Annotated in this window: 22 protein-coding genes; 18 read left to right on the top strand and 4 right to left on the bottom strand. The window is 70.3% G+C overall.

Annotation, left to right across the window (positions count from 1 at the left end; all coding sequences use genetic code 11):
• The first annotated feature begins 112 nt into the window (after positions 1-112).
• The 4 genes from IEZ31_RS36860 to IEZ31_RS36845 are packed head-to-tail and all read left to right on the top strand — an operon-like array spanning position 113 to position 4,572.
• The gene (locus tag IEZ31_RS36860) at positions 113-1,267 is read left to right on the top strand and encodes a thiolase family protein (protein ID WP_190254716.1); all 1,155 of its coding nucleotides are present in this window, start codon (positions 113-115) and stop codon (positions 1,265-1,267) included.
• On the top strand, positions 1,267-2,181 hold the full coding sequence (locus IEZ31_RS36855; RefSeq protein WP_190254715.1) for an enoyl-CoA hydratase-related protein: 915 nt from the start codon (positions 1,267-1,269) through the stop codon (positions 2,179-2,181). The genes IEZ31_RS36860 and IEZ31_RS36855 overlap by 1 nt, the downstream gene beginning before the upstream one ends.
• A complete protein-coding gene (locus tag IEZ31_RS36850) occupies positions 2,174-3,418 on the top strand; it encodes an acyl-CoA dehydrogenase family protein (RefSeq protein ID WP_268241719.1) in 1,245 nt (414 codons plus the stop codon). The genes IEZ31_RS36855 and IEZ31_RS36850 overlap by 8 nt, the downstream gene beginning before the upstream one ends.
• Positions 3,415-4,572, top strand: coding sequence for an acyl-CoA dehydrogenase family protein (locus IEZ31_RS36845; protein ID WP_190254714.1), 1,158 nt, complete (start codon positions 3,415-3,417; stop codon positions 4,570-4,572). Before IEZ31_RS36850 ends, IEZ31_RS36845 begins: the two co-directional genes overlap by 4 nt.
• 120 nt (positions 4,573-4,692) lie before the next feature.
• Here IEZ31_RS36845 and IEZ31_RS36840 read toward each other — a convergent pair whose 3' ends face one another.
• From IEZ31_RS36840 to IEZ31_RS36830, 3 genes are all read right to left on the bottom strand, one after another.
• Entirely contained in the window at positions 4,693-5,076 is a 384-nt protein-coding gene (locus IEZ31_RS36840) for a RidA family protein (RefSeq protein ID WP_190254713.1), read from the bottom strand.
• Between the two features lie 129 nt (positions 5,077-5,205).
• A complete protein-coding gene (locus IEZ31_RS36835; RefSeq protein WP_190254712.1) occupies positions 5,206-6,321 on the bottom strand; it encodes a mandelate racemase/muconate lactonizing enzyme family protein in 1,116 nt (371 codons plus the stop codon).
• Positions 6,318-7,490: a M20 family metallopeptidase gene (locus IEZ31_RS36830; RefSeq protein WP_190254711.1), complete on the bottom strand. Its 1,173-nt coding sequence runs from the start codon at positions 7,488-7,490 to the stop codon at positions 6,318-6,320. The genes IEZ31_RS36835 and IEZ31_RS36830 overlap by 4 nt, the downstream gene beginning before the upstream one ends.
• A gap of 457 nt (positions 7,491-7,947) precedes the next feature.
• Here IEZ31_RS36830 and IEZ31_RS36825 point away from each other — a divergent pair, with 457 nt between their 5' ends.
• From IEZ31_RS36825 to IEZ31_RS36785, 9 genes are all read left to right on the top strand, one after another.
• Positions 7,948-9,438, top strand: coding sequence for an ABC transporter substrate-binding protein (locus tag IEZ31_RS36825; RefSeq protein WP_190254710.1), 1,491 nt, complete (start codon positions 7,948-7,950; stop codon positions 9,436-9,438).
• 37 nt (positions 9,439-9,475) lie between these two features.
• On the top strand, positions 9,476-10,444 hold the full coding sequence (locus tag IEZ31_RS36820; protein WP_190254709.1) for an ABC transporter permease: 969 nt from the start codon (positions 9,476-9,478) through the stop codon (positions 10,442-10,444).
• On the top strand, positions 10,441-11,304 hold the full coding sequence (locus tag IEZ31_RS36815) for an ABC transporter permease (protein WP_190254708.1): 864 nt from the start codon (positions 10,441-10,443) through the stop codon (positions 11,302-11,304). Before IEZ31_RS36820 ends, IEZ31_RS36815 begins: the two co-directional genes overlap by 4 nt.
• A complete protein-coding gene (locus tag IEZ31_RS36810; protein WP_229836205.1) occupies positions 11,301-12,269 on the top strand; it encodes an ABC transporter ATP-binding protein in 969 nt (322 codons plus the stop codon). Before IEZ31_RS36815 ends, IEZ31_RS36810 begins: the two co-directional genes overlap by 4 nt.
• A complete protein-coding gene (locus IEZ31_RS36805; protein ID WP_190254707.1) occupies positions 12,266-13,273 on the top strand; it encodes an oligopeptide/dipeptide ABC transporter ATP-binding protein in 1,008 nt (335 codons plus the stop codon). The genes IEZ31_RS36810 and IEZ31_RS36805 overlap by 4 nt, the downstream gene beginning before the upstream one ends.
• Positions 13,274-13,286: 13 nt before the next feature.
• On the top strand, positions 13,287-14,921 hold the full coding sequence (locus IEZ31_RS36800) for a carboxypeptidase-like regulatory domain-containing protein (protein WP_229836204.1): 1,635 nt from the start codon (positions 13,287-13,289) through the stop codon (positions 14,919-14,921).
• A complete protein-coding gene (locus IEZ31_RS36795) occupies positions 14,918-15,778 on the top strand; it encodes an amidohydrolase family protein (protein ID WP_229836203.1) in 861 nt (286 codons plus the stop codon). Before IEZ31_RS36800 ends, IEZ31_RS36795 begins: the two co-directional genes overlap by 4 nt.
• A 91-nt stretch (positions 15,779-15,869) precedes the next feature.
• Positions 15,870-16,781 (top strand): U32 family peptidase, encoded by a 912-nt coding sequence (locus IEZ31_RS36790; protein ID WP_190254706.1) that lies wholly within the window; start codon positions 15,870-15,872, stop codon positions 16,779-16,781.
• Between the two features lie 5 nt (positions 16,782-16,786).
• Positions 16,787-17,551 carry a creatininase family protein gene (locus IEZ31_RS36785; protein WP_190254705.1) on the top strand — a complete coding sequence of 255 codons (765 nt, stop codon included), beginning with the start codon at positions 16,787-16,789 and terminating at the stop codon, positions 17,549-17,551.
• A gap of 4 nt (positions 17,552-17,555) precedes the next feature.
• Here the strand turns inward: IEZ31_RS36785 and IEZ31_RS36780 are convergent, their stop codons facing one another.
• On the bottom strand, positions 17,556-18,299 hold the full coding sequence (locus tag IEZ31_RS36780) for an IclR family transcriptional regulator (protein ID WP_190254704.1): 744 nt from the start codon (positions 18,297-18,299) through the stop codon (positions 17,556-17,558).
• Positions 18,300-18,397: 98 nt separating this feature from the next.
• Between IEZ31_RS36780 and IEZ31_RS36775 the strand changes: the two genes are divergently transcribed.
• From IEZ31_RS36775 to IEZ31_RS36755, 5 genes are all read left to right on the top strand, one after another.
• The gene (locus IEZ31_RS36775; RefSeq protein WP_190254703.1) at positions 18,398-19,330 is read left to right on the top strand and encodes an acetamidase/formamidase family protein; all 933 of its coding nucleotides are present in this window, start codon (positions 18,398-18,400) and stop codon (positions 19,328-19,330) included.
• Positions 19,327-20,217 (top strand): amidohydrolase family protein, encoded by an 891-nt coding sequence (locus tag IEZ31_RS36770; RefSeq protein WP_190254702.1) that lies wholly within the window; start codon positions 19,327-19,329, stop codon positions 20,215-20,217. The genes IEZ31_RS36775 and IEZ31_RS36770 overlap by 4 nt, the downstream gene beginning before the upstream one ends.
• 51 nt (positions 20,218-20,268) lie before the next feature.
• Positions 20,269-21,390: a mandelate racemase/muconate lactonizing enzyme family protein gene (locus IEZ31_RS36765; protein WP_190254701.1), complete on the top strand. Its 1,122-nt coding sequence runs from the start codon at positions 20,269-20,271 to the stop codon at positions 21,388-21,390.
• A gap of 30 nt (positions 21,391-21,420) precedes the next feature.
• Positions 21,421-22,767, top strand: coding sequence for an aspartate aminotransferase family protein (locus IEZ31_RS36760; protein WP_190254700.1), 1,347 nt, complete (start codon positions 21,421-21,423; stop codon positions 22,765-22,767).
• Positions 22,768-22,846: 79 nt separating this feature from the next.
• Positions 22,847-23,350 (top strand): aldehyde dehydrogenase family protein (locus tag IEZ31_RS36755; protein WP_190254699.1); only part of this gene is annotated, 504 nt, incomplete at its 3' end.

The following is a 23,350-nucleotide window of genomic DNA, read 5'->3' as shown; positions in this document are numbered from 1 at the left end:
CTTGCTACGCTCCTTAGCGAGCGCTAAGTAAATCTACTCGATCTTGGGACCTGGCGGCGGCGCACCGGTACACGGGCGCGGACCGGCGACCCGGGACAGGAAGGAACACGCCATGGCCGAGGCGGTCATCATCGACGTCGTCAGGACGGCGTCGGGGCGAGGAAAGCCCGGCGGGGCGCTGTCCGGGACGCACCCGGCGGACCTGCTGGCCACGGTCATCAGGACGCTGGTCGAGCGCAACGGTCTCACCGGGGCCGAGGTCGACGATGTCATCGCCGGCTGCGTCGGCCAGGCCGGCGACCAGGCGCTCAACATCGCCCGCACGGCCACGCTGGTCGCCGGGCTGCCCGAGGAGGTGCCGGCCACCACCGTCGACCGGCAGTGCGGCTCCAGCCAGCAGGCGGTGCACTTCGCCGCGCAGGGCGTGCTGGCCGGCGCCTACGACGTGGTCATCGCCTGCGGCGTGGAGAGTATGAGCCGGGTGCCAATGGGCTCGGCCACCGCCGGCGGCGACCCGCTCGGCCCCCTCGCCGCCCGGTTTCCCGAGGGCCTGGTGAACCAGGGCGTCTCCGCCGAGATCATCGCCGCCCGCTGGAAGTTCTCCCGGGCGCAGCTCGACGAGTACTCGGCCCGCTCGCACCAGCGCGCCGCCGAGAGCGACTTCCGGCGCGAAGTGGTGCCCATCGGCGGCCACACCGCCGACGAGACCATCCGGGCGGGGACGACGACCGAGGCGCTGGCCGGGCTGCGCCCGTCGTTCCGGACCGACGAGCTGGCCGGCCGATTCCCCGAGATCGGCTGGCACATCACGCCGGGGAACTCGTCGCCGCTGACCGACGGCGCGTCGGCCGCGCTCATCATGAGCACCGACAAGGCCCACGCGCTCGGGCTGACCCCGAGGGCCCGGTTCTGCGGCTTCGCGGTCACCGGCAGCGACCCCCTGCTCATGCTCACCGGCGTCATCCCGGCCACCGCTCGCGTGCTGACCCGGGCCGGGCTTTCCATCGACGACATCGACGCGTTCGAGGTCAACGAGGCGTTCGCGCCCGTGCCGCTGGCCTGGGCGCAGGAGTTCAACGTCGACCAGGCACGGCTCAACCCCCGCGGCGGGGCGATCGCCCTCGGCCACCCGCTCGGCGGCTCCGGCACACGGCTACTGACCACGCTGTTGCACCACCTCGAGGACACCGGCGGGCGCTACGGCCTGCAGACCATGTGCGAGGGCGGCGGGATGGCCAACGCCACCGTCATCGAGCGGATCGGCTGATGAGCGGTCACGTCCGCTACGAGGTGTCCGACCACGTCGCGGTCGTCACGCTCGACCGGCCGGCGTCGCTCAACGCGTTCACCGACCGGATGGAGGCCGGGCTGATCGAGTGCTTCGACCGGTCGGACGCCGACGACGCCGTCCGCGCGGTGGTCCTCACCGGCGCCGGTCGCGCCTTCTGCGCCGGCATGGACCTCACCCCCGGCGAGGCCGGCGGCGGCACGTTCGAGACGTGGCGGAACAGCCCCGACGCCCCCGCCGATACCCAGTTCGAGCTGCCGGGGCACGCGCTGCCGCTGCGGCGCGACGGCGGCGGCCGCGTGGTGCTGCGCATTTTCGAGTCGCTCAAGCCGGTGATCGCCGCCGTCAACGGGCACGCGGTCGGTGTCGGCATCACCATGACGCTGCCGTGCGACATCCGGATCCTGGCCGAGGACGCCAAGGTCGGATTCCCGTTCACCCGCCGCGGGCTGGTGCCGGAGTCGTGCTCCTCGTGGTTCCTTCCGCGCGTGGTGCCGATGCAGCAGGCGATGGAGTGGATGCTGACCGGCCGGGTGTTCGACGCCAGCGAGGCCCTGTCCGGCGGCCTGGTGCGCAGCCTGCACCCGGCGGGCGACGTGCTGACCGTCGCCCTGGGCCTGGCCGGCGAGATCGCACGGCACGCCGCGCCGGTGTCGGCGGCGCTGACCCGGCGACTGCTGTGGCAGATGCTGACCGTCGACCACCCGATGACCGCGCACGAGATCGAGACTCATGCGCTGAACCTGCGCGGGGTGAGCGCCGACGCCGCCGAGGGCATCGCCGCGTTCCTGCACAAGCGCGAACCGGCCTTCGCCGACCGCGTCTCCCGCCACATGCCGCCGGTCCTGCCGGGCGGCCGTGTCTTCACCCCGCCGGCGGGCCGTCGTGACTGACCTCCGGCTCTCGCCGCGCGGCGCCGAGCTGCGTGCGTCCATGGCCGACTTCATGCGCGACTGCGTCTTCCCCGCCGAGCAGGCCTACCACGAGCACCGAGCCGGCCACGGCGAGCACGACCACACCGTGCCGCCCGTGGTCGAGGAGCTCAAGCAGGAAGCCAAACGCCGCGGCCTGTGGAACCTGTTCCTGCCCGCGGCATCGGGCGTCGGCCAGCTTGACTACGCGGCCGTCGCCGAGCTGTCGGGCTGGAGCCCGGAACTGGCGCCTGAGGCGATCAACGGCCAGGCACCGGACACCGGCAACATGGAGCTGCTGCACCTCTTCGCCACCGCCGAGCAACGCGAGCGCTGGCTCGAACCACTGCTCGACGGGCGGATCCGATCGGCCTTCGCGATGACCGAGCCCGACGTCGCCAGCAGCGACGCCACCAACATCACCACGGCCATCCGCCGCGACGGCGACGACTACGTGATCGACGGCCGCAAGTGGTGGATCAGCGGCCTGGCCGACCCGCGCTGCGAGCTCCTCGTCGTGATGGGCAAGACCGACCCGCAGGCGCCCGCCCACCGTCAGCAGTCGATGGTCCTGGTCCCCGTCGGCACCCCGGGCGTCGTCGTCCACCGCGACCTGCCCGTCTTCGGACGGCACGACCAGCACGGTCACTGTGAGGCGAGCTTCGAGGGGGTCCGCGTGCCGGCGACGCACCTGCTCGGTCGGGAGGGCGACGGCTTCGCCATGGCCCAGGCGCGGCTCGGCCCCGGCCGGCTCCACCACTGCATGCGGGCGCTCGGCGCGGCCGAGCGGGCCCTGGCCATGCTGATCCGGCGCGCCCGGCAGCGGGTCGCATTCGGCGGCCCGCTCGTCGAGCGCGAGTCGATCCAGCGCGACATCGCCGAGTCGCGGGTCGCCATCGATCAGGCGCGGCTGCTGTGCCAGGCCGCGGCCAGAACGATCGACCTGGCCGGAAACAAGGCCGCCGCCGCTCAGATCTCCATGGTCAAGCTCGTCGTACCGCGGGTGGTCACGCAGGTCGTCGACCGGGCCATCCAGGTGCACGGCGCCGCCGGGGTCAGCGACGACGTCCCGCTGGCCGCCATGTGGGGCTGGCACCGGGCGATGCGAATCTTCGACGGCCCGGACGAGATCCACGCCCGCGCGGTGGCCCGCTCGGAGCTCAAGACGGCGCCGCTGTTCGACCTCGACACCACCAGCCCACGGAAGGATGCCTCATGAAACGCCATCTCTACACCGCCGACCATGAGCAGTTCCGGGAGGTCGTGCGCGAGTTCGTGGCCCGGGCCGTGGCCGGCAACCTGCAGCGCTGGGACCACGATCGCCTCATCGACCGCGACGTGTGGCTGACCGCCGGCAAGCAGGGGGTCATCGGCCTCAGCGCGCCCGAGGAGTACGGTGGCGCCGGGCAGCACGGCGACTACCGGTACCGCAACATCGTGCTGGAGGAATTCGCCAAGGTGCACGCCACCGCGCTGGCCTCGAGCTTCTCGCTCCAGGACGACATCGCGATTCCGTACGTCACGGCCCTCGGCACCGCCGAGCAGAAACGGCGCTGGCTGCCGCCGATGGCGTCCGGCGAACGCATCGGGGCCATCGCGATGACCGAGCCCGGCACCGGCAGCGACCTGCGCGGCGTACGCACCTCCGGCCGGAGGGTCGACGGCGGCTGGGTCGTCAGCGGCGCCAAGACATTCATCACCAGCGGCATCAACGCCGACCTGGTGATCACGGTCGTGCGCACCGCGCCCGAGGGCGGCAGCCGCGGCTTCAGCCTCCTGGTCGTGGAGCGCGACATGCCCGGCTTCACCCGGGGTCGCAAGCTCGACAAGGTCGGCCTGCACGCCCAGGACACGGCCGAACTCTTCTACGACGACGTGTTCGTGCCGGACGAGAACGTCCTGGGCGAGCTGGGCGGCGGCCTCAAGCAGCTGGCCGGCCTGCTCCCGCTCGAACGGCTGTCGATCGCCGCCCACGCGGTCGCGGTGGCCACGGCGGTGCTCGCCGACACCCTCGCCTACACCAACGAGCGCCACGCCTTCGGCCAGCCGATCGCCGACTTCCAGAACACCCGCTTCGAGCTGGCCTCGATGGCGACCGAGATCGACGTGACCCGCGCCTTCGTCGACCAGGCGATCCTCGCCCACGGCGAGGGCGAGCTGTCGGTCGTGGACGCCGCCAAGGCCAAGCTGTTCGCGTCGGAGATGCAGAACCGCATCATCGACCGCTGCCTGCAGCTGCACGGCGGCTACGGCTACATGCTGGAGTTCCCGGTCGGCCGGGCCTTCCAGGACGCCCGCATCCAGCGCATCTTCGGCGGTGCCAACGAGATCATGAAGGAGATCATCGGGCGCGACCTCGTCGGCCGCCGATAGTCGACGCACCGGGGCCGTCCCGCCACGGCGGACGACCCCACCCGCACCGTTGTGCTCGTCCATCGGGCCTCTCGTCGCCGGCCGGCGCCGCGGCCACAGTGGAGCCGGCGGTACCGGCCGTTATGCGCGGTCGGGGAGGAGCACAACCGCGTCGATCTCGATCAGGAATCCGGGCAGCTGTACCTGGATCGTCGTACGGGCCGGATGCGGGGCGGGCAGCACCTCGCGCATGATGTCGTTGAACTCCGCGAAGTCGTCCAGGGTGCGCAGGTACGCGCCGATGCGCAGGATGCCGGAGAGATCCCCGCCGGCGGCCGTGATGACGCGCTCCACGTTGGCGAAGGTGGCGCGTGCCTGGCTCCCGAAGGTGTCGCCGACGAGCTTGCGGTCGGCGTCGAAGGGGCCCTGGCCCGAGACGAAGAGCAGGTTGCCTGCCCGGATCCCGGGTGAGTAGGGCCCGGCGGGCGGTGCGCCGCCCGCGGGGACGATCGGTTCCTTCTGCATGGTTGCCTCCTGAGGCGCGATTGCGCGATGCGGGACTGGGACAGCGTGTTCTCGTCGATCTCGATGCCGCGGAGCGGGGAGTCTGGCACCGCGTAGGCCGGCATCGGTGCCGGCCGCCCGGTTCCGTCGTCAGCGCTGCCGGAGCCGGTAGTGCTCGACCGCCGCCTCGTCCAGGGCGACGCCCAGGCCTGGGCCGGCCGGACAGGTCGCACCGTCGAAGCGTACGAACGAGTCGTCGGTGACCAGCGAGTGTTCGTGGTACAGCGGCCCGATCAGGTCGGCCGGCATCGCGGTGCTGAGCTGGGGCAGCGCGGCGAGCATGTGCGCCATTGCGGCCGAGCCCACCCCGAGTTCCAGGTTCGACCCGACGCTCACCCGCATCCCGTGTGCCCCGGCGATGGCGGCTACGGTCATTGCGCGCCTGATACCGCCGCATTTGCCGGGATACAGGCAGGCGATGTCGAGGGCCGAGTGGGCTGCCGCCGTGACGATGTCGGCTTCGGACCAGATCGACTCGTCGCCGGCGATCGCCGCGCGGCCGGTGTGCCGTAGCGCGGCCAGCGCGGCCCACGCGTGCCGTGCGACGGGTTGCTCGACGACCGCGACGCCAAAGTCGTCCATGCGGCGCAGCGCGGCCCGGGCTTCGTCGACTCCCCAGCCCTCGTTGGCGTCGACGGTCAGGTGCATCTCGGGTAGCACCTCGCGCACCGCCGCTACCCGGGCGGCGTCCTGAGCGATGTCGATGCCGACCTTCACCTTGAGCGCGAGTGCACCCCGTTCGGCGGCGGTCGCGGCGATCCGGGTGGCCGTCTCGGGATCCCGGGCCGGCACCACGAACTTCGTCGGGATGCCGGTGCGTCGCGCGCCACCGATCAGCATCGAGACGGGGACACCCGCCTGCTTGCCCAGGATGTCGAGGCATGCCATTTCGAGGGCGGCCCGGAGGAACGGGCGGTGCATGGTCAGCCGCCCCAACCGGGCGGCGACCTCGGCCCAGTCGCCCGCGTTGGCACCCAGGAGCAGATCCCGGACGGTCCCGTTGATCAGGGATTCGGTGCTGATCGCGTCCTCGCCGCTCCAGGCGCGGTCGACCGTGGCCTCGCCGAGGCCGACCGGCCCGTCCTCGGTGCGCACCTGCACGATGACGTAGTCGCTGGTGGCACGTTCGCCGTGGGCGGTCTTGGGCCGGAACTGCGCCAGCCGGGGTACCGACACCGCGCGGGCGATCACATCGGCAATTCTCACGGCGAGTGCGGCAGTTCGTAGGCGGTCGCCAGGTAGATCGCGGCGGCGTCGCGCAGGTCGGTGATCGATACCCACTCGTCCGGCGCGTAATGCCAGTCGCCCGGCCCGTACACGGCGGAGTCGAGTCCGATCGCGGCGAGGTCTGCGGCGTCGGTGACGAACGCCTGGCCCGGCATCGGGCTGCCCACCGCCGGTGCGGCTCCCCGGATCCGGGTGTGCGCCGTGCGCAGGGCCGCCACGAGTGGGCTGTCGGCGTTGCCGATGAAGGACTTCTGGGCCGCGGTGATCCGCAGCTCGCAGGTCGTGTCCGGGCTCAGGTGCTGGTCGATGATGCGGCGCAGATCGGCGCGGACGGTGTGCCGGTCCATCCCGGGCACGGTGCGGACGTCGCCGAGCAGGGTCGCCTCCGGAGCGGTACAGCCGGCGGCGAAGCCGGCCTGGAGCACGCCGACGAGCACGATCGGCAGATCCGGCAGGCTTGGGTGCGCCTGGTGGGTGAACGCCATCGAGGCGACGCCCGAGTAGACCCCGACGGCCGAGGCGAGCGCGTCGATGCCTTCGTCGAGGCGGGAGATGTGCGAGGCGCGGCCCTTGACCGCGATGCTGAACTTCACCGCGCCGCCGTTGGCGACGTGGATGGACAGGTTCGAGGGCTCGCCGCAGATCGCGTACCCCTCGGTCGGCCCCTCGGACGCGAGCAGGTACTTGGTGCCGAGACCCACGGTGTCGTGATGCATCACCGCCTGAAGGATGAGGTCACGCGGGGTGCCGCCCAGCCGGGCCGCGGTTTCCATCGCGACCACCATCGACGCGAGGCCGCCCTTCATGTCGGACACCGCGCCGCCGTACAGGCGATCGCCCTCCACCCATCCGGCGAGCGCGTCGCGCCGCCAGCCGTCCACGTGGAACGCCCCGTCCAGGTGCCCGTTGAGGACAAGGGGCGGCAGGCCGCCGTCGGTGCCCGGCACCCGGGCGACGACGTTCGGGCGGCCCGCGACGACCTCCTCCAGATGGACTTCGATGCCGGATCGTTCGAGGCGGCGCGCGATGTGCTCGGCGATGGCCCCCTCGTTGTCCCGGTCGGACGCGATGTTGCAGAGGCCGGTGGCCAAGGAAGCTACGTCGTCGGCGTCGATCGCCTGGGCAGCGTCGTAGGGGAGCTGACTCATGCTGAGACGTACCTCACATTCATGCAGATGGCGGCGCATGCTGGGCGTGGCTGTCGGAGATTGCGTTCAACGCACCACGGATGCGACTGGCGCATCCGAAAGCACTATGGCAGCTCGGCCGGACCGGTTGTCAAGACCCGCCATTGCCCGCCTCAGGGCATCCATTGACTGGGTGCGTCTGCTTTCGGGCCGGCTCGGCGATCCGTTGACAGAGATCAGTGGTGACGTCTACCTTGCGTTCACTGACCGCACCAAGTTTGCGCCCGCTGCAATTGAGGGCGTGAGTGTGCAGCCCGTCGTCAGACCTGGGAGCCCGGACACATTCGAATGTTTGGAGGTCTAGGTGAAGTGGATCTATAGCGGGATGGCGCTGCTTGTCGGGGCGTCCGTCGCAGTGACCGGCTGTTCGTCGTCGAGCGATTCCGAGGACACGTCTTCGGCCAAGTCGCAGTTGATCATGACCTATCCAGGCAAGTTCTCGTTCAACTTCCACCCGGTGGCCGACTCCGACAGCGGGCAGCAGATCTTCTACAACTTGTTCTACAGCAACCTGGTCCGGCGCGGCTCCAGCGCCGGAACGATCGTGGCCGACCTCGCCTCGACATGGGAGAACGTCGCCGCCACCACGTACACCTTCCGCCTCAACGACAAGGCCAAGTGGAGCGACGGCCAGCCGGTGACGGCCGACGACGTCGTGTTCACCGCCACCGCGGCGGCGCAGAACGCCGACAAGTTCACCGGGTACACCCCGACCGCGTGGCTGGCCATCGACGGAGCGGCCGCCATCGCGGGAACGACGAAGCCGCTCACCGGGATCAAGGCGGTTGATCCGCACACGGTGCAGATCACGCTCGCGGCGCCCGACAGCCAGTACCTGACAACGCTGGCCAACGCCGTGCACGTCATCCTGCCGCAGCACGCGCTCGCCGCCGTCGCTCCGGCGACCTGGGCGAAGTCCGCATTCGCGACGCAGACCCCGATCGGCTCAGGTCCGTACAAGTTGGCCAAGGTCGTCCCCGATCAGTACCTCGAATTCGCCGCGAACATGGACTACTACCAGGGCGCGCCGAAGATCAAGAAGATCTTCGTCAAGACCGGCATGACCGAGGCCGGCATCGTCAACCAGCTCAAAACCGGCGAGTTGGACGTGGCGCTGGGTATGGACCCGACCAACCAGTCGCTGCTCGCATCGACCTCCCGACTCAAGACGTCGGTCGATGTCGGTGTGGGCACGATGTACATCCAGTTCCGGGTGGACAATCCGCAGGTCGCCGACGAGCGCGTACGCCAGGCCTTCTACTACGGCGTGGACCGGGCCTCGATGCTCAAGAGCCTGTTCGGCAACGCCGGCAAGGTGCTGTGGGCACCGGCCGGTTTCGATCAGACCGGCGCCGATCTGAACCACTACGACTACGACCCGGCGAAGGCGAAGCAGCTGCTCGACGCCGCGAACTTCGACTACGCGAAGCCGCTCACGTTGCCCTACGCCTCGACCGAGTCCGGCTGGGACAAGATCGCCGCGACGATCAAGGACGACATGGGCAAGATCGGCGTCAACATCACGCTAGCCCCGATGGACGAGACGGCGTGGTCCTCGAAGCTCAGCGATCCCAACCCGAACGCGTTCTCGGTGACGTTGAACTGCTGCGGGACCGAGGGACGATCGCCGGACGCGAGCTCCGTCTACTACAACAAGACGTTCGTCGGCACGAAGTACTACAACGACCAGCTCATCGGCCTCTTCGCGGCGGGCCGGGCCGAGTCCGACCCGGCCAAGCAGGCCACGATCTACGCACAGGCGGCGAAGATCCTCAACACCGCCGTTCCCTACAACTGGCTGTGGGCGCGCTCAGGGCTGAACGTCCTGCCGACCGCACTCCAGGGTGCGTCGATCTACCAGAGCGTCATCGACACCACCGGCAACGCCTGGCAGTGGTCGCTCCGCTGAGCACGGAGAACACCGGCACGAAGGAGGAGGTTGGGAATTGCGATACGTTGTCCGACGGCTGCTGGCCGCGATACCAGTGCTCATCGGTGTCACCCTCGTCTCATACCTGGCCCTCTCCTTCGCACCGGGCGACAAGCTGTCGGCAGTGGTCTCTCAGGAGGCCCTGCTCCAGATGACCGAACCGCAGAAGGCCGCCCTCCGGCACTCGCTCGGGCTGGATCAGTCCCTCTGGAAGGGCTACCTGCATTTCCTGCAACGGCTGGTACACGGTGATCTCGGGTTTTCGTTGTCCTCGGGACGGCCGATCGCCAGTGAACTCACCGAACGGATCGGCGTCACCCTGCAGCTGGTGGGGCCGTCGCTGGTGATCGGGCTGGTGGTGGGCATCCCGCTCGGAGTGGTCGCCGCGGTGCGTGCCGACGGGCTGATCGACCGGATCATCACCTCGGCGTCGACGTTGCTGATCGTGGTCCCCGGCTTCGTGCTGTGTCTCCTGCTGATCGACCTCTTCGCCGTCCAGTTGCGATGGCTGCCGGCGAGCGGGCTCTCCTCGTTGGGTGCCGAGAGCCTGAACGACCGGATCCGGCACCTGATCCTGCCCAGCGCCGTGCTCGGCGCGGCGCTGGCAGCCACCCTGATGCGCTACACCCGCAGCAGCGTGATCGAGGTGCTGGCCAGTCCGTACATCATCACGGCCAGGGCGAAGGGCATTCGAACCCGCCGCTTGTACGGTGTGCACGCGCTGCGCAACGCGCTGGTGCCCGTGATCACCGTCTTCGGGCTCTCGCTGCCGATCCTGCTCGCCGGCGCGATCATCACCGAAACCGTGTTCGGCATTCCCGGCATGGGCAGCTACGCGGTCGACGCCGCCACCCGCCGCGACCCCGGCGCGATGATGGGCGTGATCCTGGTGATCGGCGGCGGAGTCGTCGGTGCCAACCTGTTGACCGACCTGATCTATTCAGTGGTTGACCCGAGGATCCGGCTGGGCGGTGCGGGGACATGACCCGTCCACTCCTGCCCGGCTCGGTCCGGGCGGCGGCCAACCGGTTCCGGTCCGACGGAACCGCCATGTTCGGCTTGATCGTCATCCTGGTCACCCTCATCGCCGCGGTCTGCGCGCCGCTGATCGGCCGGTACGACCCGAACGCGACCAACCTCGACGAGGTGATGCGGGCGCCCAGCGGTAGCCATTGGCTCGGTACCGACGAACTCGGCCGCGACGTCTTCACCCGGCTGCTGTACGGCGCGCAGACCTCGCTCACCGTAGGCCTCGGCGCGGTTGCCCTGTCGGTCCTCGTCGGCATGATCATCGGAGCGGTCGCCGGCTATGCCGGTGGGTTCGTCGACGGCGTCATGATGCGGCTCACCGACATCGCGCTGAGCATCCCGCCGCTGCTCATGGGCATCGTCTTCGTCGCGATCCTGGGCCCGAGCACCACCTCGGTCATCATCGTCATCGCGGCGCTGAGCTGGCCGTCGTTCGCCCGGCTGGTCCGCGGCGAGGTGTTGCGGGTGCGCGGCAGCGACTACGTGCTGGCCAGCCAGATCGCGGGGACCCGGCGGCTGCGCATCCTCACCGGGCACGTCCTGCCCAACATCATGGGACCGGTCACCGTGGCGTTCGGCCTGGGCATCGGGACCGCCGTGCTGACCGAGGCCGGGCTGAGCTTCCTCGGCCTCGGGGTGCGCCCGCCGCAGGCCAGCTGGGGCGGGATGGTCACCTCGGCACTGTCGCCGGAGGTGCTGCAGAACGCGAAGTGGATCTGGTTGCCGCCGGCCGGGATGATCGGCCTGCTCGTCCTGGCCGCGACCTTCGTCGGTGACGGCCTGCTCCGGGCCGTCGACCCCCGGACCCAGTCGTGAGCGAATCGTTGCTTGAGGTCGAGGGCCTCTCCGTCGAGTTCGTCAGTAAATCCCACTCCACCCTCGCGGTCCGTGACGTCAACTTCAGCATGGCGGCGGGCAGCTCGCTGGCGCTCGTCGGGGAGTCCGGCTCCGGCAAGAGCGTCACGGCGCTGGCCCTGCTGGGGCTGGTGTCCACCCGCAACGGACGGATCAGCGGCAGCGTGCGATTCCAGGGTCGCGACGTGTTGCGGCTGCCGCCCCGGCAACTCCGGGAACTGCGCGGCGCCGAGATCGCGATGATCTTCCAGGATCCGCTGTCCAGCCTGAACCCGGTCATGTCGGTCGGCCAACAGATCGCCGAGGTGGTGCGGGCACACGAGCGGGTATCGCGCGGTGCCGCCAAGGCCCGGGCGCGAGAACTGCTGACGTTGGTCCGCATCCCTGGCGCCGAACGCCGGTTCGGCGACTTCCCGCACCAGTTCAGCGGCGGGATGCGCCAGCGCGTGATGATCGCGGCCGCGCTCGCCTGCCGCCCGAAGCTGCTCATCGCCGACGAGCCGACCACCGCGCTGGACGTGACCGTGCAGGCGCAGATTCTCGACCTGCTGCGTGACCTGCGCACGGAGTTCGACATGGCGACACTGCTGATCACCCATGACCTGGCCGTCGTGTCGGAGTTCAGCGAGCGGATCGCGGTGATGTACGCCGGCCGGATCGTGGAGACCGCGTCCACGCGGGATCTCCTTGACGCGCCGGGGCATCCGTACACCCGTGGGCTGCTCGCGTCGACGCCGCAGATCGAGTCGGAGCTGGGCCTGCGGCTCACCCCGATCCCGGGCACACCGGTCCAGCTGCTCAAGGCACCGACCACGTGCCCGTTCGTGACCCGGTGCGACCAGGTGCTCGATCGGTGCCGGGAGCAGGAGCCGCCCCCGTTCGGCCCGCGTGAGATCAGGTGTTGGCTGCATGAGGAGGGGTCGTGACGAGTACCGGCGCTGTGCTGCGCTGCGCGGACGTCCGCGTCGTCTTCACGCCGCGTGGCCTGGCCACCGCGCGGGCCGACCGCATCGTCGCGGTGGACGGGGTGTCCTTCGAGGTCGCCGCCGGCCGGACGTTGGCGGTCGTCGGTGAGTCCGGTTGCGGCAAGAGCACGTTGGCCCGGGCGCTGGTCGGGGTACAGCGGTACACCGGGGACATCACCGTTGCGCAGCACCGCGGGGCGGAGCGTCGGCGACCGATCCAGTTGGTGTTCCAGGATCCGTACGCGTCGCTGGATCCCAGGCGCACCATCGGGTTCAGCGTGTCCGAGCCGATCCGGGCGCAGGGCCGGCACAGCCGCGCCGAGACCGCGAAGCGGGTCGGCGAACTCCTCGAGCTGGTCGGGCTCGATGCCCGGATGTCGGCGCGGTATCCGCACGAGTTCAGTGGCGGCCAGCGCCAGCGGGTGGCGATCGCGCGCGCACTCGGCGCCGACCCGGCCGTGCTCGTGTGTGACGAGGCGACCAGCGCGCTGGACGTGTCGGTACAGGCGCAGATCGTCAACCTGCTGATCGACGCGCAGCGGGCCCAGGGCTTCGCGATGGTCTTCGTGACGCACAACCTGGCCGTCGTCCGGCAGCTGGCCGACGACGTGGCGGTCATGTACCTGGGCCGGTTCCTCGAGGTCGGGCCGGCCGCGCAGGTCTTCGCCCAGCCACGCCACCCGTACTCCGAGGCGTTGCTGTCCGCGGTCCCCCGCACCTCGGCGATCGTTGACGAGCACCGGCAGATCCGGCTCGTCGGCGATCCGCCGGATCCGCGCAACCGGCCGGACGGCTGCCACTTCCGCCCGCGCTGCCGGCTCTACCAGCAGTCCGGCGAGCCCGAGGTGTGCCGGACCCGTTCGCCCGGCCTGCTTGCCACCCGGCAGCAGGAAGCACACCTGGCCGCCTGCCACGTGACCAGCGGGCCTGCCGGACCCGGCAGCGTCAGCGGGACAGCCCAGTAAGCAGAAGGAAGGGATGACCGTGCTCATCGGTTTCGTCAGCGACGAGATGTACGTCGCGATCGCCGACGCCCAGATCGAGTTCGTCCCGGCCGGCGGCGACACGTCGCTCGACGTGCGGTCCCGGGCCTCCGGCGCGGTGTGGGCGGACCTGCCGCCGGGCAACTACACGGTGACGATCGCCAAGCCCGGTTTCGGTCGCAAGACCACCGCCGTCGAGATCGGTGCCGGAACCGAGCCGGTCCAGTTCCGGCTCCTCAGCGACGAGAGCCTGCTCGGGTACGTCTGGCCGAAGTACGCGAGGGCCGGCCAGACCGGCGAGCTCCGGTTGCATGTCAACGAACCGTTCCAGGTGTCGCTCTGGCGCTACGGCTGGCAGAAGGAGAAGGTCTGCGACATCGGCTGGTTCGAGGCGTTCGCTCCCGGCGGCGACATGCAGACGATCCCCGACGGCGACATCGTCGCCAGCGGTGTCGACTGGAATCACGCCCGGTTCGCCTTCCCGCCCGATCTCGATCTGCGCACCGTCACCGCACCGGACCGCACCGGGCTGTACTACTTCCACGTCAACACGAGGTCGGGCAGGTTCACGTCGTTCCCGTGGGTGGTCGCGCCGGCCGTGCCGACGAACCGGATCGCGGTACTGGCCGCCAACCTGTGCTGGAATGCCTACAACGACTGGGGTGGCCGCAGCAACTACGTCGCCGCGTCGCGGCTGCCGGGCCGTCCGAGCGTGAACGTCACCCAGGAGTCGCCGTGGTTCCGCCCGACCGGCGCGGTGTGGTGGACCGCCGCCGCGTACGCGCCGCTGAGCTTCGACCGGCCGGAGCCGATCAACGCGATCGGCGAGTCGGACGACATCGGCGATCCGATCACCCGCACCGGCACCGAGCACGTCGCACCCGGGGAGTGGCGCCTGCTCGGCTGGCTGGAGCAGCAGGGGTACCCGTTCGACCTGTATGCCGAGAGTCAACTCGACGAGGGTGTGCTCGATCTGGGCGCCTACGACGTGCTGATCCTCAACTGCCATCCCGAGTACTGGACGACGTCGATGTACGACCGGGTCAAGACCTGGGTCCAGGACAGCGGCGGGAAGCTGCTGTACCTGGGCGGGAACGGCATCAACTGCAGCGTCGACATCGACGGTTCAGCCATGACCGTGCAGAACATGGACCTCTCCGACTGGCTGCCGAGCCGCTCCTACGTGGGAGAGGGCGCGCTCATGCCCAGCCGGTTCGGGTTGCGGCACGAGCTGGAGAGCAATCTGCTCGGCGTCGGGATGACCCTCACCGGCATGGGCACGGGCGCGCCGTACTCGGTGGTGGCGCCCGACGATCCGGTCTTCGCCGGGACCGGTCTGGCCCGGAGTGACCAGTTCGGGCACGGTTTCCTGGCGATGCGGTGCCCGGGCGGGGCGTCGGGCCATGAGACCGACAAACGCGACGCCGGCACGCCGCCGGGGACGCGGCTGCTCGCGGCCGGGCTCAACGAGGACGGCGGCGGGGCCGAGTTCGTCACCTACTCGACGGCCTCGGGCGGGCTGGTGTACTCGGTCGGCTCGATCAACTGGCCGACCTCCGTGGTGGTCGACTCGGCCGTGGCCGCGATCACCCGGAACATGCTCGACATCTGCCTGGGGACGACGCCGTGACCGGCGCGCCGACCGTTGACGTGCATGCCCACCTGCACATCGGTCACGAGTCGTCGGAGCCCGGGTTCGGCGCCGCGGTCGAGCGCGCCTACCACGGAACGGTCTCGCTGGAGACGAGCCTCGAGGGCTATCTGGAAGGCTGCCCGGACGGTTCGCGGGCGATTCTGTTCGGGGGTAAGGCCGCACTCTCGGGACTGTGGGTCGACGACCGGCTGATCGCCGACGCGGTCGCGATGGCGCCCGACCGGCTCATCGGCTTCCTGTCGCTCGATCCCACCCAGCCGGGCTGGGAGGCCGAACTGCGCCACGCCCACCTCGACCTCGGCCTGGCCGGGGTGAAGCTGATGCCGATGTACGCCGGCTTCGACCCGGGCGCGCCGTGGCTGGAACCGCTGTGGAGCTACCTGGAGACGAACGGCATGCCCTGCCTGCTCCACACCGGCACCACGTTCGTTCCGCAGGCGCCGCTGGAGTATGCGCGCCCGGCGCTGCTCGATCCGGTCGCGATCCGTCATCCGGAACTGCGCCTGATCCTGGCTCACCTGGGGCACCCCTACGAGCCCGAGTGCATCGCGGTGATCCGCAAGCACGTCAACGTGTACGCCGATGTCAGCGCCCTGCACTACCGGCCGTGGTCGCTGTACCAGGCGTTGCTGAAGGCTCAGGAATACCAGGTGTGGGACAAGCTTCTGTTCGGCAGCGACTACCCGTTCAGCTCGGTGCGGCAGACCATCGACGGGCTGCGCGCATTGAACACGGTCACCGAGGGCACCGCGCTGCCACGGCTGGACGAGCAGCAGATCGAACGCATGATCACCCGGCCGGCTCTCGACCTGCTCGGCCTGTCCACGTCTTAGCCGGCCGGAGCTGCGGTGACGGTGACACGTCATCCGTGGCGTCAACACTATTCGCAACGCTGTTGCGCACAACGCTACGAAGGGCTTGAGTATGACTCTTCCCGACCTGGGCTCGCTGGGGCTCGCCGACCCCGCCGGGAAGGCGCCCGCGACCTTCCCCGACGGGGCGCAGTTCCGCATCGAGATCCCGAGCGTCGAAGGACCCGAGGCGCTGGCGGCGGTCGTGGAGACCGCGTCACGTGAGGGCATCACGATCAACCGTGTCTCGCAGGGCAGCGGCGCGATGCTGCTCGCCGAGTCGGAGCTGCGCGAGATGGCCGCCGTGGCGGCCGCGGCGGGGCTGGAGATCTGCCTGTTCGTCGGGCCCCGGGCCGGCTACGACGTGGGCGCCCTGGCCCACCTGGGCAGCGCGATGGCGCACTACGCCTCGGTGCGGGGCAACGACGGGCTGCGGCACGGGGTGGCCGACGTGTTGCGGGCGATCGAGTGCGGCATCCGCGGATTCCTCGTCGCCGACCTGGGCCTGCTCCAGGTGCTGCGCCGCCTCCAGGCCGACGGCCGGATTCCCGCCGAGGTGTGCTGGAAGCTCAGCGCGTACTTCCCGACCAGCAACTCGGCGACCTTGGCGCTGCTGGAGCGACTCGGCGCGACCACGGTCAACGTGCCGTCCGACCTCACCGTCGCCCAGCTCGACGAGCTGCGCGGCGCCGTCTCGGTGCCGCTCGACCTGTACATCGAGACGTCCGACTCGTCCGGCGGGACGATTCGCATCCTGGAACTCCCTGCGCTCGCGCGCGCCGGAGCCCCGATGTACGCGAAGTTCGGCCTCGCCAACGCGCCCGGCCTGTACCCCGCCGGCGAGCACCTGGTCGGCACCGCGGTCAGCCTGGCGCGCGCCAAGGTCCACCGGGCCGCGATCGCGCTGGAGTGGATCGCCCGCCTCGATCCGCAGCTGCGGCAGTCCGGTCCGCACGCTCCCGGTTCCGCGATTCCGGTGGTGTGAGCGCCGTGCCCTCGGTCCTGTTCGCCGAGTACGACCGGGAGAGCCTGCGCCGGATCGGTGACTCGGGCGCAGTACTGGTGCTGCCGATCGGCGCGATCGAGCAGCACGGCCCCCACCTGCCGGTGTGGACCGACAGCCTGGTGGTCGAGCGGCTCGCCACCGCCGCCGCACAGTCGTTGGCCGGCACCGTGCCGGTGCTGGTCGCGCCGACCATGCCGTTCGGTTCGTCGGCGCACCATCTGCCGTTCGGCGGCACCCTGTCGCTGGACACCACCGTGCTGTACGAGGTGCTGCTGTGCCTCGGGCGGTCGGCGCACGGTGCCGGGTTCCGCCGGGTGTTCCTGCTGAACGGTCACGGCGGCAATCACGAGCTGGTCGAGCTGGCGGCGCGGGACCTCAGCCTGCGACTGGACATCGACGTCGCCGCCGCGTCGTGGTGGCGGCTGGCCTGGGCCGGATTGGCGGAGACCGATGTATTCGCGCATGGCCGGGTACCCGGGCATGCCGGCGCCTTCGAGAGTGCCCTGGTCGGCGCGCTGCGCCCGGATCTGGTCCGGCCGTTCCCCGCCGCCCGCCCCGGACCGCACCGCAGCGATCCGGTGCACGCGGTGGCGCCGATACGGGTCGAACGGGCCGGGTTCTGGCAGGACATCGACGGCTACACCGACCAGCCGGGGGCGATACCGCCCGAAGCCGGCGCCGAGATCCTCGCGATCGCCACCGCCGCCGTGGCCGGCGCGCTGGCCGACTTCTACCGGACCGATGAGTAGCGGCTCACTGAGGCTTCGCGCGGAACGGGCCGACGATCGTCAGGATCTCCGGCAGGGCCTTGTCGATCTCGGTGTGCGACCAGCGCGACGACGGGCCGGTCAGCGACAGCGCGAACGGTGTCGTGTGCGGGAGGACCTGGAGCAGCACGGCCAGCGCGGTGACGCCGATCTCGGTCTCCTCCAGGTTGACCGCGTATCCCGTCTCCCGGATCGTCTTCAGCTCCTTGAGGATGGCGGACTTGCTGGTCAGCGTCTTGGGAGTGAGCCGGGACAGCGGAATCCGGCTCAACAGGGCAGCCGCCTCGTCTTCGGGGAGCCAGGCCAGGTAGACCTTGCCGACCGCGGTGGCGTGCAGCGTGTCCTCGTGGCCGATGTCGCGGGTCACCCGCAGCGAGTTGGGGCTGTCGATCCGTCCGACGGTGATCATGTGGGTGCCGGTGGGCACCGACACGTGCACGGTCTCGCCGGTCAGGTCACACACCTCTGCCGCGATCTTGAGGACCTGCTGCAGGGTGTCGCCCGACACCGCCGACTGACCGATCGCGATGAGTCGATGCCCGAGGTGGTACTCCGTGCGGCTGTTGTTGGACGTGACCCAGCCGAGCTCACGCAGGGTCGCCAGCAGGCGCAGCGCGTTCGACTTGTGCACGCCGAGTTCGGCGGCGGCGTCGTCGAGGCTGATCGCCTTCCTCGCCGCGAGCAGCTCGATCAGCTGCACGACGCGGGTCGCGTTCTGAAGACCGGACATTCGATTGCCCCTCATCACACTGCTCCATGCGACCGCCGAGGCCGGACGGAGAACACAAGCTCATTGCGTTCAGTGCAACCTATCACCCGGAGGCGATCATGAACGTATCGACCGTTGCCTGCGACCGGTCGCAAACCGCCTACGACCCGGCCGTCCCACCCGTCCTCGCGGTCGAGCCCGGCAGCGTGGTCACCTTCGAGACCCACGACGCCCGTGCCGGCGCGCTCCTGGACCGGCCGACCTCGGTCCCGTTCCGCCTTCCACTGCCGACGCCGGGAGCCGGCAATCCGGTCACCGGCCCGGTATTCGTCCACAACGCCCACCCCGGCGACGGGTTGCTGGTCGACATCCTAGCCATCGACTGCGCCGCCATCGGATGGTGCGGCGGGCACGCCCACGTCGGCCCGGTGCCGATCGGCCGGGTGCCGGAGCCGGTCGGACGTACCTGCCGGGTCTCGGCCGAGGGCATCGAGTTCGCGCCCGACATCGTCCTGCCGCTGCGTCCGATGGTCGGCTGTCTGGGCACGGCGCCGCCCGAGGGCGTCGGCACGCACCTGGCAGGCCCGCACGGCGGCAACATGGACCAGCCGATCGTCCGGGCCGGCGTGAGCGTACTGCTCCCCGTGTACGTCGAAGGGGCGCTGCTGTCCGCCGGAGACGTCCACGCGAGCCAGGGAGACGGTGAACTGTCCGGGGTCGGCCTCGAAGTGCCGGCCACCGTCTCGGTACGGGTCAACGTCGCACCGGCCGCGGCACCGCGCTGGCCCTGGGTGCTCACGCCGGACGTGGTGGCCGTCCTCACGGTTGCGGGCACCTTCGCCGAGGCGGTCTCGATCGCGGTCGACGAGGCGATGCGCCTGCTCGAATCCACCCGGTCACTGGTGCCGGGCGACGCGCTCGCCCTGCTCTCGGTGTGCGCCGACATCCGGGTCGGCGGCGCCTGGGGTGGCAGCCAGGTGAGCGCCCGGCTGGAACTGCCCCGAAGCCTGGCGGCGATCCCGGCCGGACTACGAACGGAGGTCAGCTCGTGATCGTTGACGTGCATACCCATCTGATGTGGTATCCGGAGCACATCTCGGAGCGGTTCGCCGAGGAGGCACTGGCGTCCAAGCGGGTCAAACTCGCCCAGTCGGCCGGCCTGGCCTACGCTCCCCAGCTCGACCTGCACTCCTACGACTCCCGACCGGAGCAGCACTGGGCCGCGTCCACGTCGGCCGACCGGGTTGTCGTCTTCGGCCTGCAGGCCCGGGCGACCGGGGTATGGGTTCCCAACGACACCATCGCCGAGTACGTCGCGCAGCATCCGGAGAAGTTGGTCGGCTGGGCATCGGTCGACCCCAACGATCCTGACGGCGTCCGCGAACTGGACCGGTGCGTACACGAGCTCAATCTGCGCGGCCTGAAGGTCGGGCCGGCCTACCAGCACTTCGACCCGACCGACCGCGCGAACTGGCCGCTGTTCGAGCGGTGCGCCGAACTGGATATCCCGGTCATCTGGCATCAGGGCGCCACCTTCCCCAGCCAGGCGTCGCTGCGCATGTCGTCGCCGCTGCTGCTGGAGGACGTCGCGCTCGCGTTCCCGACGCTGCGCATGATCGTCGCGCATGTCGGCCACCCCTGGGAAACCGACCTGATCGTCCTGATGCGCAAGGCGCCCAACCTCTACGCCGACATCTCCGCCGTGCACTACCGGCCGTGGCGCTACTGGCAGGCGATGATCACCGCGATCGAGTACGGCGTCACCCACAAGCTGTTGCTCGGATCGGACTTCCCATCCGCGACGGTCGACCAGGTGATCGAAGGACTGCGCCGGGTCAACGACATCGTCGACGGAACCCGGTTCCCCCGGGTACCCGACGAGGTGATGGACGCCATCGTGCACCGGAACTGGGAACGCGCCCTGCCCGAACTCGGCTGACTGCCGCTCCCGCGCTGTGCCCATCGACATTGAGACGGAGTTGGACTGCTCATGACACCCCGAGCCATCAACGCGACCATCGCCGCCGTCCAGACGCTCGCCATCAGCCTCCCCGTCCGGCGCGAGCTGGTGGTCTCCGGCGCGGGCGGCACCCACGACCACTCCGACTTCCTCCTGGTCCGGGTGCTCACCTCGGCCGGCGTCGAAGGCATCGGCGAGGTCAGCGCGACCCTGATCTGGAGCGGCGAGGACGCCGGGACCGCCGAGCACGTGATCCGCAACGCGCTGGCCCCGGCCATCCTCGGCCGGCCGCTGACCCCGGTCGCCGACCTCGAGGCCCGGATGGACAAGGCCGTCGCCGCCAGCCAGTTCACCAAGGCCGGCGTGTCAACCGCCCTCTGGGACGCCTACGCCCGCACCCTCGACGTCCCGCTCGCGGTCGCGCTCGGCGGGCCCCTGCGAACGTCCGTTCCGGTGAAGTTCTCGCTCAGCGGCGACGGCGACCGCCTGCGGACGACGTACCAGACGGCCTTCGACCTCGGTTTCCGGGCGTTCAAGGTGAAGATCGGCCTGGACCCGGTCACCGACGCGGCGCGGTTCGCGACCGCCCGGCAGTTGGTCGGCGCCGACACGTTCCTGGGCACCGACGCGAACGGCGGGTACTCCCGCCGCGAGGCGCATCGGGCGATCGAGCTGATCCGCCCGCACGGCCCCGAGTTCCTTGAGCAGTGGCTCGCGCCCGGCGACCTGACGGGCCTGCGGCAGATGCGTGAGGCGGGCGTGCCGGTGGTCGCCGACGAGAGCGTGTTCACCCTGGCCGACCTGGTCGCGGCGGTACGCGCGGAAGCCGTCGACGTGGTCAGCCTGTACGTGGGCAAGAGCGGCGGACCGGCCCGCGCGGTACGCATGGCAAGCGTGGCCGACGCGTTCGGACTGGAGATCCTGCTCGGCTCCAACGGCGAACAGGGCATCGGCGCCGCCGCTCAGCTGCATGTGGCCTGCGCCTCGCCCGGCCTGTCGTCCGCGATCCCCTCCGACATCATCGGCGCGCATTACTACGACGAGGACATCCTGGCGGCGCCGCTGCCGGGGGACGGCCGGTGGGTGCACCTCCCCGACGGGCCCGGGCTCGGCGTGACCCTGCGCGCGGACCTCGCCGCCCAGTTTCGCTGAGCATCTCGACCTCGACGAAAGGAGCCAGGCGTGAGCCTCGACTCGATCAGCCACCGCGCACTGTCCGTGATTCCCGGCGGCGTCAACTCCGGCCAGCGGCGCGTCCCCGGGCTGGAACAGCTGGTGATCACAGCCACCAGGGGTGCCACCTTCACCGACAGCCGCGGCGACACGTACACCGACTACCACGCCGCCTTCGGCCCACCGCTGCTCGGCCACAACGACCCCGACGTCGACGCCGCCGTCGCCGAGGCGGCGGCACACATCGACCTGATGGGCGTGGGCGTCACCCAGGCCGAGGTCGAACTCGCCGAGGACCTCGCCGCGCTCATCCCCAGCGTCGAGAAGGTCCTGCTGACCTCGACCGGCAGCGAAGCCACCTTCCACGCGCTGCGCGTCTCCCGCGCGGCCACCGGCCGGCGCCTTGTCGTCAAGTTTCAGGGCTGCTACCACGGCTGGCACGACTCGGTCAGCATGAACGTCATCTCCGCGCCGGAGCGGGTCGGCCGCGTCGATCCCATCTCCACCGGCATCCTGCCCGAAGTACTCGACGCCACGCTCGTTCTTCCGTTCAACGACAGCGGCGCCGTCCGGCGCGCGTTCGCCGAGCACGGTGCCGACATCGCCGCCGTGATCGTGGAACCGGTGCAGCACAACGTGGGCTGCGTCCTGCCGGTGGACGGGTTCCTCCAGGTGCTTCGGGACGAGACGACCAGGGCCGGCGCGGTACTCATCTTCGATGAGGTGATCACCGGGTTCCGCCACGCACTCGGCGGCTGGCAGTCCATCTGTGGCGTCACACCCGACCTGACCACCGTCGGCAAGGCGATCGCAAACGGCTACCCGATCGCGGCAATCGGTGGGCGGGCCGACCTGATGGACACCTTCAGCTCCGCACCCGGGCGGCCGGTCTTCTTCGCCGGCACGTACAACGGCCACCCCGCGATGGTGGCGGCGGCCCGTGCCTGCCTGCGAAAGCTCCGGAACGAGCCGGTACACGAGCACGTCTTCGCGCTGGGCGAGCAGATCCGGAGCGGTCTGGAAGAGGTCTTCAGCGAAGCCGGCGTGCCCGCCTCGGTTGCCGGCTACGGTTCCGTGTTCGTCGCGTACTTCATGGACGGTCCCGCGCCGCAGACCTACACCGATCTGCTCCGCAATGACGCGGCGATGTTCCTCGGCTATCGGCGAGCGCTGATGCGCCACCGTATCTTCGAATTGCCGCTGAACCTCAAACGCAGCCACGTGTCCTACGCCCACACGGCGGCGCACGTGGACGAGTTGCTCATGGCAAGCCGGGCGGCACTCCGCGAAGCGATCGAGTCCGGTGGCGTCGCCGACATCGCCAACGCCTCGACCATGGGCGGAGCGATGCGCTGATGCCTGTGGGACGCGCCGGTACGGACCGCCTTCCTTCCGCAGTGAGCTTGCTGCGCCGCACCTCCGGGGAGCACACCTGATGCGCACGCTCACCGGCGACATGTTCCTGGGGTTCCGCCGCTTCCGCGGTACCGCCGGCGAACAGCACTCCACCGACCCGGCCTCCGGCGTGCGCAACGGTCCCGGCTACGGCATGGACGACGGCACCGGCGCCGCCGAGGCGTGCCGGCTCGCGGGTGCCGCCTTCGACCGCTACCGTGCCACGCCCGACACTCTGCGGGCCGCCTTTCTGCGCCGGATCGCGGCCAACCTCGAGGCCGACGGCGAGCAACTGGTGACCTGCGTGCTGCAGGAGACCGCCCTCGGCGAGGCGCGGGCCCGCACCGAACTCGCCCGCACCACCGGCCAGCTGCGCATGTTCGCCGACCTGATCGACGCGCCGGACTGGCGGGACCCCCGGCGGGTCGCCGCCACCGACGCCGCACCCGAGGTACGGTCCCGGCAGGTCCCGCTCGGACCGGTGGTCGTCTTCGGCGCGTCGAACTTCCCCCTCGCCTTCTCCGTCGCCGGCGGGGACACCGCC

Origin of the sequence: Dactylosporangium sucinum (assembly GCF_014647515.1) — a bacterium.
GTDB classification, from domain to species: Bacteria; Actinomycetota; Actinomycetes; order Mycobacteriales; family Micromonosporaceae; genus Dactylosporangium; species Dactylosporangium sucinum.
The sequence above is the reverse complement of the archived record's forward strand: the minus strand, read 5'-3'. Positions and strand labels throughout refer to the sequence as shown.

Coding starts and splice junctions, on each gene's coding strand:
- IEZ31_RS36855 (WP_190254715.1), top strand. CDS start 1,267: ATGAGCGGTCACGTCCGCTACGAGGTGTCCGACCACGTCGCGGTCGTC.
- IEZ31_RS36775 (WP_190254703.1), top strand. CDS start 18,398: ATGAACGTATCGACCGTTGCCTGCGACCGGTCGCAAACCGCCTACGAC.
- IEZ31_RS36840 (WP_190254713.1), bottom strand. CDS start 5,076: ATGCAGAAGGAACCGATCGTCCCCGCGGGCGGCGCACCGCCCGCCGGG.
- IEZ31_RS36845 (WP_190254714.1), top strand. CDS start 3,415: ATGAAACGCCATCTCTACACCGCCGACCATGAGCAGTTCCGGGAGGTC.
- IEZ31_RS36860 (WP_190254716.1), top strand. CDS start 113: ATGGCCGAGGCGGTCATCATCGACGTCGTCAGGACGGCGTCGGGGCGA.
- IEZ31_RS36765 (WP_190254701.1), top strand. CDS start 20,269: ATGACACCCCGAGCCATCAACGCGACCATCGCCGCCGTCCAGACGCTC.
- IEZ31_RS36780 (WP_190254704.1), bottom strand. CDS start 18,299: ATGTCCGGTCTTCAGAACGCGACCCGCGTCGTGCAGCTGATCGAGCTG.
- IEZ31_RS36790 (WP_190254706.1), top strand. CDS start 15,870: ATGACTCTTCCCGACCTGGGCTCGCTGGGGCTCGCCGACCCCGCCGGG.
- IEZ31_RS36815 (WP_190254708.1), top strand. CDS start 10,441: ATGACCCGTCCACTCCTGCCCGGCTCGGTCCGGGCGGCGGCCAACCGG.
- IEZ31_RS36800 (WP_229836204.1), top strand. CDS start 13,287: ATGACCGTGCTCATCGGTTTCGTCAGCGACGAGATGTACGTCGCGATC.
- IEZ31_RS36825 (WP_190254710.1), top strand. CDS start 7,948: ATGACCTATCCAGGCAAGTTCTCGTTCAACTTCCACCCGGTGGCCGAC.
- IEZ31_RS36830 (WP_190254711.1), bottom strand. CDS start 7,490: ATGAGTCAGCTCCCCTACGACGCTGCCCAGGCGATCGACGCCGACGAC.